This is a genomic window from Bradyrhizobium oropedii (genome assembly GCF_020889685.1).
GTDB classification, from domain to species: domain Bacteria; phylum Pseudomonadota; class Alphaproteobacteria; order Rhizobiales; family Xanthobacteraceae; genus Bradyrhizobium; species Bradyrhizobium oropedii.
On record NZ_JACMYO010000053.1, the window covers coordinates 19,296 to 38,512 of the forward strand.

The 19,217-nt window shown below is 63.2% G+C and carries 20 protein-coding genes and 1 tRNA gene; 14 read left to right on the forward strand and 7 right to left on the reverse strand.

All coding sequences use genetic code 11. The features are described 5' to 3' along the window. Positions 1-442 precede the first annotated feature (442 nt). Positions 443-616: a hypothetical protein gene (locus H8A95_RS16925; protein WP_229184143.1), complete on the reverse strand. Its 174-nt coding sequence runs from the start codon at positions 614-616 to the stop codon at positions 443-445. Positions 617-784: 168 nt separating this feature from the next. Between H8A95_RS16925 and H8A95_RS16930 the strand changes: the two genes are divergently transcribed. From H8A95_RS16930 to H8A95_RS16940, 3 genes are all read left to right on the forward strand, one after another. Continuing rightward, entirely contained in the window at positions 785-1,132 is a 348-nt protein-coding gene (locus H8A95_RS16930) for a GrlR family regulatory protein (RefSeq protein WP_229184144.1), read from the forward strand. Positions 1,133-1,366: 234 nt separating this feature from the next. Next, a complete protein-coding gene (locus H8A95_RS16935; RefSeq protein ID WP_229184145.1) occupies positions 1,367-1,552 on the forward strand; it encodes a hypothetical protein in 186 nt (61 codons plus the stop codon). 360 nt (positions 1,553-1,912) lie between these two features. Continuing rightward, complete coding sequence (locus H8A95_RS16940) at positions 1,913-2,185, forward strand: hypothetical protein (RefSeq protein ID WP_163159767.1); 273 nt, start codon at positions 1,913-1,915, stop codon at positions 2,183-2,185. 109 nt (positions 2,186-2,294) lie between these two features. Here the strand turns inward: H8A95_RS16940 and H8A95_RS16945 are convergent, their stop codons facing one another. Continuing rightward, positions 2,295-2,456, reverse strand: coding sequence for a hypothetical protein (locus H8A95_RS16945; RefSeq protein ID WP_229184146.1), 162 nt, complete (start codon positions 2,454-2,456; stop codon positions 2,295-2,297). A gap of 188 nt (positions 2,457-2,644) precedes the next feature. Between H8A95_RS16945 and H8A95_RS16950 the strand changes: the two genes are divergently transcribed. The 5 genes from H8A95_RS16950 to H8A95_RS16970 all read left to right on the forward strand — a co-directional run bounded on the left by H8A95_RS16950 (position 2,645) and on the right by H8A95_RS16970 (position 6,424). Beyond that, positions 2,645-3,406 (forward strand): SIR2 family NAD-dependent protein deacylase, encoded by a 762-nt coding sequence (locus tag H8A95_RS16950; protein WP_229184147.1) that lies wholly within the window; start codon positions 2,645-2,647, stop codon positions 3,404-3,406. 213 nt (positions 3,407-3,619) lie between these two features. Further along, positions 3,620-4,282 carry a cold-shock protein gene (locus tag H8A95_RS16955; protein WP_163159765.1) on the forward strand — a complete coding sequence of 221 codons (663 nt, stop codon included), beginning with the start codon at positions 3,620-3,622 and terminating at the stop codon, positions 4,280-4,282. Between the two features lie 199 nt (positions 4,283-4,481). Next, on the forward strand, positions 4,482-4,961 hold the full coding sequence (locus H8A95_RS16960; RefSeq protein ID WP_229184148.1) for a DUF192 domain-containing protein: 480 nt from the start codon (positions 4,482-4,484) through the stop codon (positions 4,959-4,961). A gap of 120 nt (positions 4,962-5,081) precedes the next feature. Next, positions 5,082-5,158: transfer RNA gene (locus H8A95_RS16965), tRNA-Pro, on the forward strand. A 489-nt stretch (positions 5,159-5,647) separates the two neighbouring features. Continuing rightward, on the forward strand, positions 5,648-6,424 hold the full coding sequence (locus H8A95_RS16970; protein WP_229184149.1) for a cyclase family protein: 777 nt from the start codon (positions 5,648-5,650) through the stop codon (positions 6,422-6,424). Positions 6,425-6,770: 346 nt separating this feature from the next. Here H8A95_RS16970 and H8A95_RS16975 read toward each other — a convergent pair whose 3' ends face one another. Next, entirely contained in the window at positions 6,771-7,034 is a 264-nt protein-coding gene (locus tag H8A95_RS16975) for a hypothetical protein (RefSeq protein ID WP_229184150.1), read from the reverse strand. Between the two features lie 388 nt (positions 7,035-7,422). Between H8A95_RS16975 and H8A95_RS16980 the strand changes: the two genes are divergently transcribed. Then, positions 7,423-9,243: a carbamoyltransferase family protein gene (locus tag H8A95_RS16980; protein ID WP_229184151.1), complete on the forward strand. Its 1,821-nt coding sequence runs from the start codon at positions 7,423-7,425 to the stop codon at positions 9,241-9,243. A gap of 36 nt (positions 9,244-9,279) precedes the next feature. Here the strand turns inward: H8A95_RS16980 and H8A95_RS16985 are convergent, their stop codons facing one another. Continuing rightward, a complete protein-coding gene (locus H8A95_RS16985; RefSeq protein WP_229184152.1) occupies positions 9,280-10,443 on the reverse strand; it encodes an OpgC domain-containing protein in 1,164 nt (387 codons plus the stop codon). A gap of 267 nt (positions 10,444-10,710) precedes the next feature. Between H8A95_RS16985 and H8A95_RS16990 the strand changes: the two genes are divergently transcribed. After that, complete coding sequence (locus H8A95_RS16990; RefSeq protein ID WP_229184153.1) at positions 10,711-11,016, forward strand: ETC complex I subunit; 306 nt, start codon at positions 10,711-10,713, stop codon at positions 11,014-11,016. Positions 11,017-11,025: 9 nt separating this feature from the next. On the opposite strand, the gene H8A95_RS16995 is transcribed toward H8A95_RS16990, so the two are convergent. Beyond that, entirely contained in the window at positions 11,026-11,520 is a 495-nt protein-coding gene (locus H8A95_RS16995) for an Lrp/AsnC family transcriptional regulator (protein ID WP_229184154.1), read from the reverse strand. Positions 11,521-11,522: 2 nt separating this feature from the next. Further along, positions 11,523-12,176 (reverse strand): TetR/AcrR family transcriptional regulator, encoded by a 654-nt coding sequence (locus H8A95_RS17000; RefSeq protein WP_229184155.1) that lies wholly within the window; start codon positions 12,174-12,176, stop codon positions 11,523-11,525. A 192-nt stretch (positions 12,177-12,368) separates the two neighbouring features. Between H8A95_RS17000 and H8A95_RS17005 the strand changes: the two genes are divergently transcribed. From H8A95_RS17005 to H8A95_RS17020, 4 genes are all read left to right on the forward strand, one after another. Then, positions 12,369-13,541, forward strand: coding sequence for an isovaleryl-CoA dehydrogenase (locus H8A95_RS17005; RefSeq protein WP_229184156.1), 1,173 nt, complete (start codon positions 12,369-12,371; stop codon positions 13,539-13,541). Positions 13,542-13,669: 128 nt separating this feature from the next. After that, positions 13,670-15,274, forward strand: coding sequence for a carboxyl transferase domain-containing protein (locus H8A95_RS17010; RefSeq protein ID WP_229184157.1), 1,605 nt, complete (start codon positions 13,670-13,672; stop codon positions 15,272-15,274). 14 nt (positions 15,275-15,288) lie between these two features. Further along, complete coding sequence (locus tag H8A95_RS17015) at positions 15,289-17,298, forward strand: acetyl/propionyl/methylcrotonyl-CoA carboxylase subunit alpha (RefSeq protein WP_229184158.1); 2,010 nt, start codon at positions 15,289-15,291, stop codon at positions 17,296-17,298. Further along, positions 17,295-18,209 carry a hydroxymethylglutaryl-CoA lyase gene (locus H8A95_RS17020; RefSeq protein ID WP_229184159.1) on the forward strand — a complete coding sequence of 305 codons (915 nt, stop codon included), beginning with the start codon at positions 17,295-17,297 and terminating at the stop codon, positions 18,207-18,209. Before H8A95_RS17015 ends, H8A95_RS17020 begins: the two co-directional genes overlap by 4 nt. Positions 18,210-18,493: 284 nt before the next feature. Here the strand turns inward: H8A95_RS17020 and H8A95_RS17025 are convergent, their stop codons facing one another. Beyond that, positions 18,494-18,676 (reverse strand): hypothetical protein, encoded by a 183-nt coding sequence (locus tag H8A95_RS17025; protein ID WP_229184160.1) that lies wholly within the window; start codon positions 18,674-18,676, stop codon positions 18,494-18,496. Between the last annotated feature and the right edge of the window lie 541 nt (positions 18,677-19,217).

Genomic DNA, 19,217 nt, shown 5'->3' on the forward strand with positions numbered 1-19,217 from the left:
GGCCTCGCGAGGTCTGATGCCGAACGGCCTTGGGGAGATCGTGCCGGCAACCGGACACACAACTGTTCGCTGGGCGGAAGGTTCCTCGGTCCGAAAATAGAAAGCCCCGCAGGCTGGATGCGGGGCTTTCCCAGTTGACGGACTGGGGATCTCTCAGGGCGTGAGCCGTCAACTGTTGGGGACCAAACTTAAGGTTGAATTTATAAAATGCAACAGCGCCGCGTAGACGGAATATCTTCGTCCCACAGCGCTGTGCCTGATGCTGGGCCCTGAAATCCCCAGCGCCGGTAAGTCTTCGCGCCCCGCAAAAGGTTCAAACGAAAGACGTCGCGAGAGGAATTTGCGGGGGCATTCAAAGCCGACAGGGTGGTGGAGGTCTCAGACCCTGCGCAAATGCGCCGGCGCGCGCCGCTACCGCAGGCGCGTTGGGGTGTTTGCGCTCTCACACCTTGATGTCGAGAATGGTCTCGACGGCGTCACGATCGGCCTGGTTCTTCGCGGCGAAGACATCCAGCACATCCGCATTGATGATACGTTGCTGCTCCCTCGCCGTCTGATCAAGGACGAGATGCACTCTGGCTTGCGTGACTTCGACAGGTACGGGGTAAACGAGCATGGCTCTCTCCCTCCGGCGATCGAACCTTGTCAGGGCTTTCTTAACGATTTGTAAGCGCCGGAATCGCGCTTTTTGACTCGAATCGGACCGCTTGTGGGCGTCGGTCCGCTCGCGCGCTGTCCGGGTTGGGGACATACTGTGGGCCTGCGGGACCGGGCGGCGGCACGGATGAAGAACGGGCTCTACTCGATCCATATCCACATGACCGACGGCGTGCGGGGCCGCGACAGCGGCGTCCTGATCCTGCGCAATGGCCTGTTGATCGGTGGCGGCCCGTATTTCTGGTCGATCGGCGCCTATACGGTCGGCGAGGGCACCTGGAAGGGACACCTCAGCACCAACCAGCATACGCCGTTACCTGACCCGTTCACCCGGCCGCTGTTCGCCGGCCAGGAGGTGACGAGCGGCTTCTCCGGCACTTTCAGCGGCGATCAGGCCGAGGTGTTCGGGACTGTGCTGGTTGGGACCCGCAGCCTGGGCTTCCAGGCAACCCTGAAACGGCTGGCGGGTGCCTGATCGGCGCGAGGCCTGTGGACAAGTGCGCAGCAAGCACCGAAGCCCGCTCGGCAAATGGACCTGGAGCTGCTGTGAATTTGCTGCGGACAAGCGGGGGATATTCTGTGGACCGGCGGTTCGCGGGTCATCGAGACATCGTTACCCGGCCACCGCTAACCCTACCGGGTTAGGTTAAGGGCAGCATCGTGTTGTCACCACCTGCAATTGCGCTATCGATGGTAGCGGGTGACAGCCATGATGCCATCGTTCCACAGCGCGGATCGACCGACCCACCGGCGTGTGATGGTGGTAGGCCTGCTGTTCTGTTCCGCTTTTGTCGTGATCAGCTTCTGGCTCCGGCCGCAGCCTGAGGCCGGCAAGGCGCTCGTCAAGGCGGACCGGCTGGTCCGCACGGCGGGAGAGGCGCGCAAGACGAATTAGCAAGGCAAACTGACAAGGGAATCTAGCGAGGTAAACCGGGACTGTTGCCGCCGCTCAATCCGGCAGCTTCCCGTTCGGATGCTTGTGATACATCGCGATGCCGATGAAGCCGGCAAAGCCCATCACGTTAAGCAGCAGTTCCATCCACGCCGGCATTGGTGCCAACCTCGCTCACCGCCAAGCTAATCTTTGAGGTTGTGTTTTTAATCTTTGAGGTTGTGTTTTTGTTCCCGCGCTAACCGATGGTAGCTTTGCGCGATCGCATGGCTGTGGAACCGGAACACGCGTTCCAGCCTGGCGCCGCTGCAACCATCCCATCGAGACGACGTTAGCCTTGCGAACCTACGTGAGGAGGTTGCGATGAAAAAGGTATTTGCAGTTTTGGCGACGGTTGCGACCGTTGGCGCAACCATGGTCAGCGCGCCGGCGCAGGCGCGTCATATCGGACCTGGCCTGGCCTTCGGTCTGGCCGCCGGCGCACTGGCCGCGGGCGCGGCGGGCGCGTACTACGGCCCACGCTATTACGGACCCGGCTACGGTTATTATGGCCCCCGCTACGGCTACTACGACGACGGATATGCTTATTATGGCGGTCCGTACTATCGGCACCACTACTACCGCCATTATTGGTAACGGCGACGAGCCCGGAGCGCACCGCTCCGGGCTTTCTCAATTGCGCATCATGATGTGATCGCGCCGACCACGCTCGCATCGACCGTCCGGCAAGCGAGCGAGGACGACATCAAGCGCTCTTGCGCTGAAATCCGCTCCAGACATTGCCGAGCGTGTTGTCGTAATATTCCTGGCGATCGCGCTCGAACTTCTGCTGCGTCGCCCGGAAGCTGGCGATGCGTGCGACGATCTCTTCGCGCTCGCGCGCGACGCGCTCTTCCATATCCGTCATTGCCCATCCTCGTCGTGGTGGTCCTATCCCCGCGCGCATTGGCATCGGCGAATTGGGCGTCAATGCGGAGCAGGCCGTGCAGGAATGTGATGATGCTGGGGCGGTGGGCGGCCCGATCGCTCGCGTCACGGTTGAGCTCGCAATCCGTTCGACCGTGCTATAGTCGCGGCGGCCAACCGGAGTCTTCAGTGATTGCAAAAGACTTGCGCAGCGGCGTCGAGCAGCTCGGCAACATGATTGCCGAGGCGTCATCGATCGTGCCCTTCACCGGAGCGGGCATCTCCACCGAGTGCGGCATTCCGGATTTCCGCTCGCCGGGCGGATTGTGGACCCGCAACCGGCCGATCCCGTTCGACGAGTTCGTCGCCAGTCAGGAAGCGCGAGACGAGTCATGGCGTCGTCGCTTCGCGATGGAACCGACGTTTGCGGCAGCCAAGCCCGGTCGCGGGCATCGCGCGCTTGCTTCGCTCTACCGGGCGGGCAAGGTTCCCGGCATCATCACGCAGAACATCGACAATCTGCATCAGACCTCGGGCTTCAAGGCCGACGATGTGATCGAGCTGCACGGCAACACGACTTACGCCCGCTGCATCGGTTGCGGCAAGGACTACGACCTCTCGTGGGTGAAGCAGCACTTCGACAAGACCGGTCGTGCGCCTGATTGCGCGGACTGCGGCGATCCGGTGAAGACCGCGACGATCTCGTTCGGGCAGTCGATGCCCGAGGATGCGATGCGCCGCGCAGCGGAACTCAGCCGGCAGTGCGACCTGTTCCTGGCGATCGGGTCATCGCTGGTGGTGTGGCCCGCCGCGGGCTTTCCGATGATGGCGAAGGAGAGCGGCGCACGGCTCGTGATCATCAACAACGAGCCGACCGATCAGGACGACATTGCCGATCTGGTGATCCGCCACGACATCGGCGACACGCTTGGTCCTTTCGTAGGCAATTGACGCCTGATTGATTCGCGGCTGTGCAAGCCTGTTCATAGTTCCCGCGGGAATCGTTTTTTAGCTATGCCCGGCAAGCGGGAGTGTTATCTTTTGATTGAGAGATTCGCGCAGCGTCCAGGTGAGTTGTCCAAGTGAGTTGGTCACGGAGAGCAGCGCGTACAGGGTGCGCCGCAACGTCGGCGATCTGCATTTTGATGTGTGGGGTCCGGGGTCATGGGGTCGGACGGATTTGAGTCCAAGAAGCTCGGCGGACCGCCGATGGGCGGAGTTGGGCAAAGTAGGATAGCACAAGGCGAGTATGGCAGCGCGCCGCGCGATCCGGCGTTGGATGCCTTCTCCGGTCTCGGCGACACCGCGGCCAACCTCGTCGAAGTCTCCGGCGTCATCAAGTGGTTCGACGCATCGAAGGGATACGGCTTCGTCGTTCCCGACAATGGCTGGCCCGACATCCTGCTGCACGTGACGGTGCTGCGGCGCGATGGCTATCAGACCGCCTATGAGGGCGCGCGTCTCGTCGTCGAATGCGTGCAGCGCGCCAAGGGCTATCAGGCCTTCCGCATCGTCTCGATGGACGAGTCGACCGCGATCCATCCGGCACAGATGCTGCCGCCGCGAACCCATGTCACGGTGACCGCGACCAGCGGGCTCGAGCGTGCACAGGTCAAATGGTTCAATCGGCTGCGCGGCTTCGGCTTCGTGACTTGCGGGGAGGGCACGCCCGACATCTTCGTGCACATGGAGACGCTGCGCCGCTTCGGCATGACCGAGCTGCGCCCCGGCCAGTATGTGCTGGTGCGGTTCGGGCCCGGCTCCAAGGGCATGATGGCTGCCGAGATTCATCCGGAGACCGGCCCCTCGGCGCTGTCGTCGCACTAGAGAATGATCCGGACCCGGAGGGCCGCGTGAGCGCAAAGCGTGAAGCGGTTTTCCGGAAACATCATGCTCAAGAACTGCCCTCGGCCCGGACGCCCTGACGGAAACGTGAGCCGCCGGCGCGCCTTCAGGGCTCTGGCATTTGCCGCAATCATCGGGTTAGGGTCCGCCGGAAAATCTTCCCCGGTGTGAGTATTTGTCGATGAATTTCGTTCGCATTGTTGGGCGGCTGCGTCCGTCGCTGCTGGCCGCGCTCGTCATCATGGTCGGGGCGCTGCTGGCCCCAGCCGCGCAGGCCGCCAGCGTCCAGCCGCTCGAGATCGTCACCAAATCAGGCGTGCACGTCTTCTCGGTCGAAATGGCGACCACCGAGCAGGAGAAGGAAACCGGCCTGATGTACCGGAAGGAGCTCGCGGACGGCAAAGGCATGCTGTTCGACTTCACGCCAGAGCAGGAAGTGTCGATGTGGATGAAGAACACCTACATCTCGCTCGACATGATCTTCATCCGTGCCGACGGGCGAATCCTTCGGATCGCCGAAAGCACCGAGCCGATGTCGACCAAGATCATCCCGTCGCGGGGGCTCGCCAAGGGCGTCCTCGAGGTGATTGCCGGGACGGCGCAGAAATACGGCATCCAGCCCGGCGACCGGGTCGGCCATCCGCTGTTCGGCGGTCACTAGCTCTCCGTTTCGGTGCGGTTTCCGGACGGAAACCGTTCCCGATTGCCCGGCCGGAAGCCCTGCACCGGCGCCTTGCTGGCGCTGGCTGAAGCGTGTATCCACGGGGCTTCTCGGAAATATCGGGGTATAGCGCAGCCTGGTAGCGCGGCAGTTTTGGGTACTGCAGGTCGTTGGTTCGAATCCAGCTGCCCCGACCATCCCATCCTGAGGCTTCATCGCAATCGTTGACCGTGGCAGGTCGTGGCCCGGTCGCGCGAGAGCGTGCGCGCCCAAGCTTTGATCGAGATGGTCTGGCCTGACGCAACAACGCCGCCCGGACGGAATATCTTCGTCCAGACGGCGCCGTCGAATACTGGGCCCTGAAATCCCCAGTGCCAATGGGTCGTCCGGGCGGGCGATAGGTTCAACCCCGGGACGGTCTCGGTCGCAGTTGTAATGTCGCAGGCCATGTCGCGGCTCGGCACGGTTGCGGGCAGGCGACCGGAGGGCTTCAACCACCCAGGTGCGGCCTGTGACGCAGCAGCGTGATGGCTGGTTTGGCGCCAGAGACGAGTGTTATGTCAGATCAGAAATAACGATCGAGCGGGCAAGATTGCCAGTAGCGAGTACAATCCGATCTGAAAGCTTGCCGAGCGCCGTTCGGCGTTGCCGGCCAGCCTGACAAGAACAATCCGCGAGGAGGCACCATGGCACGCAGACTGATCGATATCTCCGTTCCCCTGCAGAACGACGTTCCGGCCGATCCGCCCGGCAATCATCCGACCATCCAGTATATCGACCACCAGCAGGGGCTGCCGCGCATGCTGCAGTTCTTCGATGGACTGAAGGCAGATGATTTGCCTGACGGGCAGGGCTGGGCTGTCGAGCGGGTCTCGCTCTCCACCCATAACGGCACGCATCTCGATGCGCCCTGGCATTTTCATCCGACCATGAACCGCGGTGAGCGATCCTGGACCATCGACGAGGTGCCGCTGGAATGGTGCTTTCAGCCGGGCGTGAAGCTCGACTTCCGCCATCTGCCTGACGGCTATGTCGCGACTGCGGGCGACGTCGAAGCCGAGCTGAAGCGCATCGGCCACACGCTGTCGCCGCTCGAGATCGTCGTCGTCAACACCAGCGCCGGCGCGAAATATGGCCAGCCCGATTACGTCAATTCGGGCTGCGGCATGGGCTACGAGGCGACGATGTATCTGCTCGAGCGCGGCGTGCGGCTGACCGGCATCGATGGCTGGAGCTGGGACGCGCCGTTCGTTTTCACCGCGAAGAAATATGCCGAGACCAGGGATGCCAGTCTGATCTGGGAAGGCCACAAGGCCGGGCGGCACATCGGCTACTGCCACATCGAGAAGCTGCACAATCTGGAGCAACTGCCGTCGACCGGGTTCATGGTGTCGTGCTTCCCGGTGAAGATCGAGCGCGCATCGGCGGGGTGGACGAGGGCGGTTGCGATCCTCGACGGCTAGCCGCTATCGGGTTTTCGCCCGGCTGGGGAACCGGTGGACAGGCTGTTCATTCCGCTAGATTGTTGCGGCACGGCTACAGCCTAAGGCAGACGAATCTGCTCTGATGCACGTCGTAGATGCATTGGGTGATCGGGTCGGCGGCTCGTCCTCGCGTCCCGATTTTCTGAAGCGTTCTCTCCCGTGACTAGAGCCCCGGCGTCTTCCGGGGCTCTTTCTTGCGTGCCGCAGGCGAGCCAAGCGCCAGCGGGTGAATGAAGCCCCAAAAGAAAATCAGGTGCGCCGGAACCGACGCACCTGATTTATGTCTCCAATATCGCTTGTGTCGGCAATATCGCTTATGCGGTTGTTAGTACCGGCAGACGCGAACACCACGCGGGGTCCACCAGCAACGGGGACCGACATAACCGCCGTAGTAGCCATAGCCACGGCCATAGCCCCATCCGCGGCCGCGACCCCAGCCGCCCCGATAGCCGTAGCCGCGTCCGCGCCATTGCGCTTGCGCGGAAGACGTGGTGGCACCGACCAGGATGGCAGAGGTGCTTGCGACATAGACGAACAACAAAGCGACTGCTGCAAGGCAACGAGTCAGGATATTGTAGCGTTTAGTCATTCTGAAGATCTCCAGTCACTTCCAAACATCTGAACTGATGCTGGCTGTCTCGCTTAGACGCGCGACACCGCTATCCGGTTCGAGCATGCTAAGACAATACTTTCACTAAGGTTCTTGCGAGCTTTAGCGACTCTATTGAGACCAAAAGGTAAGGTCAAGTTACAGTCCCGCCTGCAAAGGATGATGTGGTTGCTGCGCTCATCTTGTCGTTCATCCGCCGTTCATTCTGTTCATCTTGCATTGCGCAGATCTGGCGCTGACTTGGCGCCGATTTGATTTGTGCATCGCAGAAGCAGAGATTTGCGAACCACGGAAAATGCCGTCGAGAACTTGAAGTCGACACGATCCTGTTCTCTGAGCGTCTCAGTATCCTCCCTGAAGAGTGCCCATGCCGAAACAACACACCTACGTCCTTGGTCTCAACGTCTACGACCATGACGTGAGCGCCTGCCTGCTGCGCGACGGTGCGATCGCCTACGCGATCTCCAAGGAGCGCATCACCCGCGAGAAGCACGCCTCGGGCTTCTACAAGGAAGTCGTCGACTACTGCCTGTCGGCCGAGGGCATCACGCTCGACGACGTCGATCTCGTGGTGCGCAACAGCTACATCCTGCCGGTGCCCGAGATGGAGGAGCGGATGCTCCACCAGGACATGCCGGGCTTCCTGCCGATTGCCGAGCGCAATGAGGCAATCAAGCATCCGCTGTTTCGTTCAAAGTCCGACAAGGTGGTCTCGATCTCGCATCACCTCGCGCATGCCTACAGCGCGTTCGCGGTGTCGCCGTTCAAGGACGGCGTCGTGATGATAGTCGACGGCGTCGGCAATTATCAGGCCGATGCGATGGAGCAGTATCCGCAGGATGGGGCGTCGCCGCTCGCCCGCGAGTCCGAGAGTTACTACAGGTTCGACGATACGAAGCTCGAATGCCTGAAGAAGGTCTGGATGGAGCCTGCGCGCGGGCTCTTGTCGGACGAGTTCTACAACATGCCGGGTCTCGGCGCGCTCTACAGCCGGGTCTCGACCTACGTGTTCGGCGACTGGAACAAGTGCGGCGAGCTGATGGGGCTTGCGCCCTATGGCCGCCGCGATCAGGTCGATCATCTGCTCGAGATGAAGGACGGCAGGCTGCACGTGCCGTTCTGGGGCGCCGACAACCAGCAGCCCTTCGTGCTCGACAGCGGCAGCTGGGACAAGAGCCCGACGATGCGGCACTGGGAGGACATCGCCTGGCGGGTCCAGGACGACACCGAGAACGTGCTGCTGACGCGTGCGCGCTGGCTGCGCGAGACCACTGGTGCGAAGAACCTCTGCATCGCCGGCGGCGTCGCGCTGAACTGCGTCGCCAACGGCCGCATCGCCCGCGAGGCCGGTTTCGAGAACGTCTGGATCCAGCCCGCCGCCGGCGACGACGGCATCGCCATCGGCTGCGCCTATTACGGCTGGCTCGAGATCCTTAAAGCACGGCGCTCCTTCGTGATGGAGCACGCCTTTGTCGGCCGGCGCTACAGCGACGCGGACGTCGCGGCCGCGCTGCAGAACTTCCTGGTGCGCATCCAGGTCGACGCCAGGCGCAGCGACAACATCTGCCGCGATACCGCAAAACTGCTCGCCGACCAGCGCGTGATCGGCTGGTTTCAGGGGGCGTCGGAATTCGGTCCGCGTGCGCTAGGCAACCGCAGCCTGATCGCCGATCCGCGAAGGGCCGAGATGAAGGACATCCTCAACAGCCGCGTGAAGCATCGCCAGGCGTTCCGCCCGTTCGCGCCGCTGGTGCTGGCGGAGCGCATGAAGGAGATCTTTGAGGGCGAGGAGGACTCGCCCTACATGCTGATCGCAAAGCCGGTACGCCCAGAATGGCGCGACAAGATCCCGGCGATCGTGCATGTCGACGGCTCGGCGCGGGTGCAGAGCGTGCGGGAAGAGACCAACCCGATGCTCTATCGCCTGCTGAAGGAGTTCGAGGCGCTCACCGGCGTGCCGGTCTTGATCAACACCTCGTTCAACGTCAAGGGCGAGCCGATCATCGAGACGCCGCAGGATGCGGTGAGCTGCTTCCTCACCACCGGGATCGACAACCTCGTGATGCACGACACGCTGGTGGCGAAAACCGCCATGCACAAGGTCGTGACGCCCGTGATGACGACGTTCGGCGACGTCGCCACCATTGTCTCCTCGACCACGCAGGACGGCAGCCGCGGCGGCAGCTAGAGCGTGGCCCGGGAGGCCATGCTCAGATAGTTCGGGTCAGGCCGCCTTTGCCGGTGCCGCGGGTTTCGGCGCCGGCGGCTTGATCGGCTTGTCCTGCCGCTTCGACCACGAGATGTAATAGGCCACGATCGTCATGATCGCGATGCCGGAGATGCTGACGAAGATCTGCGCGAACAGCGAGCCCGAGCTCATCGAGAGCTCGAAATGTCCGACAAAGGACAGGAACACGCCGACGCAGAACACCGCGAGCGATTGCTGGCCGCAGACGATCAGGGGATCGAACACCTTCCATTCCAGCGCCGCCCAGTCCTTCGGGATGAAGCGGATCACCAGCACCGTGATCACCACGAAGTGCAGGAAGCGGTAGGGCGCGAGGTTGGTCTTGTCGTTCGGGTTGAAGGCCGAATACAGCCAATCCGGCATTTGCGCGCCGAACTCCGGGAAGCGTCCGGCCATCGTCATGATCAGCGCGAAGATCATATAGGCGATGCAGAACCACAGCGTATAGGGCGAGTTGATGATGTGCATGTTCTTGCGTGCGCCGCCCATCGCGCACCACGAGCCGAACACGAACAGCACCTGCCAGGCGAACGGATTGAAGTACCAGGTCCCGGCCGGGTAGGCGGGCAGGTTCCAGCCCATGTGGCGCGACACCAGCCAGAGTGCGAGCGAGGCCAGCATGGTCCAGTTCGGCCGCCGCAGCATGAACCACAGCACCGGCGGAAACAGGCCCATCAGCACGATGTAGAGCGGGAGCACGTCGAGATTGACCGGCTTGAACTTCAGGAACAAGCCCTGGCGCAGTGTCTCGGTGGCGTTGTCGACGAGGCCGGCGACGTTGAACTCGTTGATGATCTCGGAGTCGCCGAAGCGCAGCGCCAGATAGCTGATCGAGGCGATGTAGATCACGAACAGGATGATGTGGGCGACATAGAGTTGCCAGACCCGCTTGGTCAGCCTGGTGGCGCCGACGATGAAGCCCCGCTCCAGCATCATACGGGCATAGACAAAGGATGCCGTGTAGCCGGAGATGAAGACGAACAGGTCCGCCGCGTCGCTGAAGCCGTAATTCCGCGTCGTGATCCAGTTCACGATATTGTCGGGGATGTGATCGAGATAGATCGCCCAGTTCGCGATCCCGCGGAACAGGTCGAGCCGGAGGTCACGTCCTTTTTCGGGCAGGCTTGCGTGGATTTCCATGGGGCGCCGCTTCCTCGAGATGATGCTGTCGAGAAGACCGTGCTGTGACAATTTGGCCGCGGGCCCAAGGGACTCCAGAAGCCTCCCGGGGCCAGATTGTCACAGCGCGGTAGAATGACTATACCGGTCCGGCGAAGGCTACCTCCGAGATCGAGGAATCACCGATCAGTTCGTTGAACGGTGTCTCTATACTATCCCGGCAGTTTCCTTCAAATCGCTTCCAAGTCTACCGCTTCCATGTCGCATATCCCACGGGGCCGACCATCCATGACCGCACGCATTTTTAAGCCCGCCAAAAACGCGATGCAATCGGGACGTGCCAAGACGAAAGAGTGGCAACTGGATTACGAGCCGGAGCAGCCGCGCACCGTGGAGCCCTTGATGGGCTGGACCTCGTCGACCGACATGAAGCAGCAGCTCACGCTGCAATTCGATACCAAGGAGGAGGCGACGGCGTATTGCGAGCGCAAGGGCATCGCCTACCAGGTGATCGAGCCGAAGGATTCGGCGCACCGCCAGGTCGCCTATGCCGACAATTTTGCGTTCCGCCGCTGGGAGCCCTGGACGCACTAGGCCCGGCAATCAGCTCGCAGGGCTGGCGGCGAGGGCGCCCGGGATCGGCAGCGGCGCATCCTTTGAGACGCCGAGCACCGGAAAGCTTCGAATTTTACGCACATTGGGCAGCCCTGCGAATTGCAGCAGCTGCTGGCGCATGTCGTCGACGCTGGGCGCGACGCATCTCAGCATGAAATCGGCATCGCCCGAGATCCGCCAGCATTGCAGGAAGCGCGGCACGGCCGCCACCGTGGCCTCGAACGCCTCGATCGCCACCAGGGTCTGGCTGTCGAGCTGGATCAGGACGAAGGTCGTCACCTCATAGCCCAGCAGCCGTTCGTCGAGCGTGGCGCGGATCGCCTGCACCACGCCGCGACTGCGCAGGGCACGGACCCGGCGCAGACAGGGCGGGGCTGTGATGCCGACCCGCTCGGCGAGCTCGTTGATCCTGATCCGGCCGTCCCTCTGCAATTCGGCCAGGATCCGCAGGTCGATGTCATCGAGCTGTGGGCGCTCGGTCACGGTCACGAACCCGCCACGGCGGTCTGCGGGCTTTCGCTGCCGCTGCTGCGCTGACGGATCGCGGCCTGCGGCGCGACCCCCGACAGCACCAGCTTCTCGTGCGCCGCGATGATGGCGTCCCGGGTCAGGCGGCCGCCGGGACGGTACCAGGTGCAGAGCCCGGTGAGCAGCGAGATGATCGCAAAGGTCGCGACCTGGATGTCGACCACCTCGAACACGCCTTCGGCCGCGCCCTCGGTGAGGATCTGCGCCAGCCGCTGTTCATAGGCGCCGCGCAGCGCCACCACGGCGTCGTAGTTCTTCGCTTCGAGGCTGCGCAGTTCGGAATTGGCGATGAAGACCTCGCGCTTGCGGGTCATGTGATAGCTGACGTGGAAGGCCACGAAGGCGCGCAGCTGCTCCACCGGATCGGCCTTGCCCTCGAGTGCGAGATCAAGCTCGCGCAGCAAATCGTTGATATGGTCCTGCACCAGATCGAACAGCAGGTCCTGCTTGGTTGAGATATGGTTGTAGAGTGAGCCTGCCTGGATGCCGACTTCGGCGGCGAGCTGGCGCAGGCTCATGGCCTCGTAGCCGCGCTCGAAGATCAGGCGCACGCCGGCCTTGCGGATCGCCTCCAGCGTCGTGGGGCCATGTGAGCCGATCGTGCGTGCCATCGGGGCCTCGGAGGGTGTTGGCTTGTCAGGGAGAACCAGGAAACAAGCGAACGACCGTATGTTTATTGCATGAAATCCCAACAGATTCAATGAACTGCGGATTTCATCGCCAAACCATAGCACGGTTGCTTGCGAAGCCAAGAAAAAAACGTATGATCGTTTAATTGCAAGATGAATCTCACGGGAGGGATCATGGCCTCGAACCAGGCGGCAATCTTCAACTTCGACCTTGGCGAGACCGCGGATGCGATCCGCGAGACGGTGCATGATTTCTCGACCAACGAGATCGCGCCACGCGCCGCCGAGATCGACCGCAGCAATCAGTTTCCGCGCGACCTCTGGCCGAAGATCGGCGCGCTCGGGCTGCACGGCATCACCGTCGAGGAAGAGTATGGCGGGTCGGGTCTCGGCTATCTCGAACACTGCATTGCGGTCGAGGAGATTTCGCGGGCGTCGGCCTCTGTCGGCCTGTCCTACGGCGCGCATTCCAACCTCTGCGTCAATCAGATCCGCCGCAACGGCAACGACGCGCAGAAGCGCAAATACCTGCCGAAGCTGATCTCGGGCGAGCATGTCGGCTCGCTGGCGATGTCGGAGCCCGGCGCCGGTTCCGACGTGGTGTCGATGAAGACCCGGGCCGATAAGAAGGGTGACCGGTTCGTCCTGAACGGCAACAAGATGTGGATCACCAACGGCCCGGTCGCCGATACGCTGGTGGTCTACGCCAAGACCGATCCGAACGCCGGTCCGCGCGGCATGACCGCCTTCATCGTCGAAAAGGGCATGAAGGGATTTTCGACCGCGCAGAAGCTCGACAAGCTCGGCATGCGCGGCTCCGACACCTGCGAGCTGGTATTCGAGGATTGCGAGGTGCCGGAGGAGAACGTGCTCAATGAAGTCGGCCGCGGCGTCAATGTCTTGATGTCCGGTCTCGACTATGAGCGCGCGGTGCTGGCGGCGGGGCCGATCGGCATCATGCAGGCCTGCATGGACGTCGTGCTGCCCTATGTCCACGAGCGCAAGCAGTTCGGCGAGCCGATCGGCTCGTTCCAGCTGGTGCAGGGCAAGATCGCCGACATGTACACCACGATGAACGCCTCGCGTGCCTATGTCTACGCGGTGGCGAAAGCGTGCGATCGCGGCGAGACCACGCGCGAGGACGCCGCCGGCGCCATCCTCTATGCCGCGGAGAAGGCCACCCAATGCGCGCTGGATGCGATCCAGCTCCTGGGCGGCAACGGTTACATCAATGATTATCCGACCGGCCGCCTGCTGCGCGATGCAAAACTCTACGAGATCGGCGCCGGCACCAGCGAGATCCGCCGCATGCTGATCGGCCGCGAGCTGTTCGCCAAGACGGCGTAGTTTCTTCTCCCTCGCCCCGCTCTTCGCAGGGAGAGGGGCGGGGTGAGGGGCCGTCACCGCGTCGGCGGTGACAGATCAATCCTCCGCTCATCGTCCTACCGTGTCCTCCAACGAAACGTGCAACACCGATGCCGCTTCATTCGACGATCGATCCCACATCCCAAGAATTCGCCCGCAACGCCGACGTGATGCGCAGCCTGGTCGCGGAGCTCCGCGACAAGCTCAAGCAGGTTGCCGGCGGCGGCGGCGAGACATCGCGCAAGCGGCATACCTCGCGCGGCAAGATGCTGGCGCGTGATCGCGTCGATCTCTTGATCGACCCCGGCACCGCGTTTCTCGAGCTGTCGCCGCTGGCCGCCAACGGGCTGTACGGCGGTGACGTGCATTCGGCCAGCGTCATTACCGGCGTCGGGCGCATCTCGGGCCGCGAATGCATCATCGTCGCCAATGACGCCACCATCAAGGGCGGCACCTATTACCCGCTGACGGTGAAGAAGCATCTGCGCGCCCAGGACATCGCGCGGCAGAACAATCTGCCCTGCGTCTACATGGTGGACTCCGGCGGCGCTTTCCTGCCGTTGCAGGACGAGATCTTTCCGGACGAGCGGCATTTCGGTCGCATCTTCTACAATCAGGCGCAGATGTCGTCGCGGGGCATCCCGCAGATCGCGATCGTGATGGGTTCGTGTACGGCAGGCGGTGCCTATGTGCCGGCGATGTCGGACGAGAGCATCATCGTGCGCAATCAGGGCACGATCTTCCTCGGCGGTCCGCCGCTGGTGAAGGCCGCGACCGGCGAGGTCGTCACCGCCGAAGAGCTCGGCGGCGCCGATGTCCATTCGCGCCAGTCGGGCGTGACCGATCACTATGCGCAGAACGACGCCCACGCGATCGGGATCGCGCGCCGCATCGTCGGCACGCTGAAGCCGCCGGCGAAGGCACCGCTCAACATGCGCCCCCCGCAGGAGCCGCTGTTTCCCGCCGAGGAAATCTACGGCGTGGTCTCCGCCGACGGCCGCAAGCCGTTCGACGTCCACGACATCATCGCGCGCATCGTCGACGGATCGGAGTTCGACGAGTTCAAGAAGCTCTACGGCACCACGCTGATCTGTGGCTTCGCCCATATCTGGGGGTATCCGGTCGGCATCATCGCCAACAACGGCATTCTGTTCAGCGAAAGCTCGCTGAAGGGCGCGCATTTCATCGAGCTGTGCTGCCAGCGCGGCATTCCCCTGGTGTTCCTGCAGAACATCACCGGCTTCATGGTCGGCAAGAAGTACGAGGCCGGCGGCATCGCCCGCGACGGCGCCAAGTTGGTGACGGCGGTTGCGACCGCCGGGGTGCCGAAGTTCACCGTCGTGATCGGCGGCTCCTACGGCGCCGGCAATTACGGCATGTGCGGCCGCTCCTACAGTCCGCGCTTCCTCTGGCTGTGGCCGAACGCGCGCATCTCGGTGATGGGCGGCGAGCAAGCCTCGATGGTCCTGAGCCAGGTCAAGCGCGACGGCATCGAGGCCAAGGGCGAGAGCTGGTCGGCGGAGGAGGAAGACAAATTCCGCGAGCCGATCCGGGCGCAATACGAGAAGCAGGGCAATCCTTATTACGCCACCGCGCGGCTCTGGGACGACGGCGTGATCGATCCCGCCGACACCCGCCTGGTGCTCGGGCTCGGTCTCTCGGCCGCCGCCAACGCGCCGATCGAGCCGACGAAATTCGGCCTGTTCAGGATGTGACCCAGGATCTGACCATGGACCGCTCAAAACTCTACCGGCGTTTCCGTACGCTTCTGATCGCCAACCGCGGCGAGATCGCCTGCCGCGTCATCCGCTCGGCGCGCGCCATGGGCCTGCGCACCGTCGCGGTCTATTCCGAGGCCGACCGCGACGCCATGCATGTCGCGCTGGCCGACGAGGCCGTGCTGCTAGGGCCGGCACGGGCGCGCGACAGCTATCTCAACATCGAACGCGTGATCGCGGCCGCAAAGCAGACCGGGGCGGAGGCCGTGCATCCCGGCTACGGCTTCCTGTCCGAAAATGCCGAGTTCGCTCAGGCCTGCCTCGATGCCGGTCTGGTGTTCGTCGGCCCGACCGCCGCGATGATGACCGCGATGGGCTCGAAATCCGGTTCGAAGGCGTTGATGGAGAAGGCCGGCGTGCCGCTGGTGCCGGGCTATCACGGCGAGGCCCAGGACGAGGCGACCTTGGCGGAGGCTGCGACCCGGATCGGCTTCCCTGTGCTGGTCAAGGCATCTGCCGGCGGTGGCGGCCGCGGCATGCGCGTGGTCAATGCGGCGGCAGACCTTGCGGCCGCGATCACCAGCGCCAAGCGCGAGGCCAAGGCGGCATTCGGCGACGACCGTATGCTGATCGAGAAATACGTGCAGAACCCGCGTCACATCGAGGTGCAGATCATCGGCGACAGCCATGGCAATCTGCTCTCGCTGTGGGAGCGCGAATGCACGCTGCAACGGCGGCACCAGAAGGTGATCGAGGAGGCGCCTTCGCCGACCCTGAACGCCGCGCAGCGCGACACGGTCTGCGAAGCCGCGCGAAAAGCCGCCGGGGCGGTCAATTATGTGGGTGCCGGCACCATCGAGTTCGTCTCCGACGGCAAGGACGTGTTCTTCATCGAGATGAACACCCGCCTGCAGGTCGAGCATCCCGTCACCGAGCTGATCACCGGCGTCGATCTCGTCGAATGGCAGCTCCGCGTCGCGTTCGGCGAGGCGCTGCCGCTGAAGCAAGACGAGATCAAGCTGAACGGACATGCCATCGAGGCGCGCGTCTACGCGGAAAATCCGCAGAAGAACTTCATGCCCTCGGTCGGCCGCATCAAGACCTGGCGGACGCCACCGGAGGGCGATGGCCTGCGGATCGATGCCGGCTATCGCAGCGGCGACAACGTCTCTCCTTATTACGACGCGATGCTCGCCAAGGTGATCGCCTGGGCGCCGACGCGTGAGGGGGCGATCGAGAAGCTCAATCGCGGGCTGGAACAGACCGATGTCCGCGGCATCGTCACGAACATCCCGTTCCTGTCGGCACTGGTGACGCATCCGCAGACGCGGGCCAATGCAATCGATACCGGCTTCATCGAGCGCGAGTTGAAAAACCTGACGGCCGGTACTGGCGCAGCCGGCGAGTTCGAGCTCTGCGCGGCGGTGGCTGCGATCGTCAACCATGAGCAGAAGGCGACGCGGAGCGAAGCCAGCTCGCCCTGGCAGGCTTTCGGCTGGATGCCGGTCGGCCGCCGCCAGCGGGTGTTTTCGTTCCGGCAGGGCCACGAGCCTGCCCACACCATCACGCTGCACTACGGCAACGGACCGTCGACGCTCTCGATCGGCGGGCGCGAGATTGGATTTGAGATCTCGTCATCCGGCGATGACGGCTTTGACTTGACGCTCGACGGCCTCAAGTCGCGCGTCGCTTCGGTCATCGAGGGCCACGAACTCTACTTGCGCACCCGCAACGGCCGCTTCGACCTGCATTGGGTCGATCCGTTCGGCGGCGAGAGCGAGGAGCAGGTCGGCGAGGACAAGATCGTGGCACCCTTGCCGGGCACCGTGGTCGCGCTGCTGGCCGAGGAGGGCGCGACCCTGGAGAAGGGCGCGCCGATCCTGACGCTGGAAGTGATGAAGATGGAGCAGACCCTGCGCGCGCCTTACGCAGGCGTGCTGAAGAAGCTCAAATGCAAAGTCGGCGACATCGTCGGCGAGGGCGTCGAGCTTGCCGAAGTCGAGCCTGCGGCCGCGTCATGAGCGATCAGATCCACATCGTCGAGATGGGGCCGCGCGACGGCCTCCAGAACGAGAAGACGCCGGTCAGCGTCGAGGCGCGTATCGCCTTCGTCGAGGCGCTGGTGGCGGCGGGGCTCAACACCGTCGAGGTCGGCGCCTTCGTGTCGCCGAAGGCGATCCCGCAGATGGCAAGCTCGGAGCAGGTGCTGCGCGGTGTCAGTCACGTCAAGGACGCCGAATTCCACGTGCTGGTGCCGAACGAGAAGGGCTATGACGCGGCCCGCGCGGCCGGCGCCAAGGTGGTCTCGGTGTTTGCGGCGGCCTCCGAAGGCTTTTCGCGCGCCAACATCAATTGCTCGATCGCGGAATCGATCGAGCGCTTCAAGCCGGTGCTGGCGCGCGCCAAGGCCGATGGCGTCAAGGTGCGCGGCTATGTCTCCTGCGTGCTGGGGTGTCCGTTCGACGGCGAGATCAAGCCAAAGGCGGTCGCCGACCTCGCCGTGACCCTGTGGGATCTCGGCTGCTACGAAATCTCGCTTGGCGACACCATCGGCGTCGGCACGCCGGTCAAGGCCAAGGAGGTGCTGCGTGCGGTCGGCGCCGAGCTTCCGGTCGGTAACCTCGCAATGCACTTCCACGACACCTACGGCCAGGCGCTCGCCAATCTCTATGCCGGCATGGAGGAGGGCGTCCGCGTCATCGATTCCGCCGCCGGCGGTCTCGGCGGCTGCCCCTATGCGCCCGGCGCCACCGGCAACGTCGCGACCGAGGATGTCGTCTACATGCTGGAGGGTATGGGCGTGAAAACCGGGATCGACATGGACAGGTTGCTGGCCACCACGAACGAGGTCGCGGGGTTGCTCGGCCGCCCGCCGGTCAGCCGTGTTGCATCCGCGCTGAACGCGAAGCGGAAGCGCCTCGTAAAATCGTAAATTGTAGGATGGATGGGGGAGTTTGTTCCTCGCGGCTCAAAGAGCGAAGGCGGGGGCCTGTGTCGTCGAGCCTGCGTTGCGGCGGTCGCGCTGGATTTATGCGCTGCGAAGCGCAGATTCAAGGCGCACACGGCGCGCCCCTGGCTTGCGCAATCTGGGCTCCCGAAGCTCGCCTCTCAACCCATATGACGATCATGCGGCAGCGCCTTGCGCTGTCGCCGCCCTCCTTGAGGGCGTTTCCTCCCTAGACTTGGGCCGCTTGTTGTTTCGAGCGGCCCTTTTTCTTACGCTGCCGTAGCATCGATCGTCGCGATGACGGCCCGCATGTCGGTCGCCAGCTCGCGATAGTGCCCGCCCAGCCGCTGGTATAGTTCGCGGTTGCTCCCATCCAACGTCCTGCTAGCGATCAGCTCGCATTCGTCGGCGAGGACCTCAAATCGTTCCAGCTTTGCTTGAAGAGCAGACATGGCGGGCGTGTCCCTGACTGTTACTGAGGGAGTTGCGACGCTACTACTTCGGCAGCGTCTAGTGCAGAATAATTATTGCATAGAACTAAATTCTTCCCGACAGCGACGTTGACCGATTGAAGTGCGGTCCGGCATGGCTGGGAGAGTTTCCCCGACAGCGCAATCCTCTCGACAAGGTATTGCGCTTTATCAGAAATGTAACTCACGTGTACGATTTTGCCGTCTCGCCCGGTCGCGGGGCGCTTCGCGCTCGTCACGAGCGCGGCGTGAGAGAGGGCGACAACCTCGACAACCTCATCCACAACTCAGGCGAGTTCTGTCGCTAGACGTCAGCCCTACGGCTGTTTGGTCAGGCGACTGTAAGGTTTCCATAAGGACCGGTAATACATGGTTGCCCGGCGGCCACGATTGTTGCGTTTTCGCAACTGTGTTTGAACATTTAACCCTAAACACAGCCGGTTGGTAGTTGCGCCGCTTTTTGGCCACACCCCGACATGAAAGGATATTCACCTAGCTGAATAGCCAGCGCTCCGACGACGGG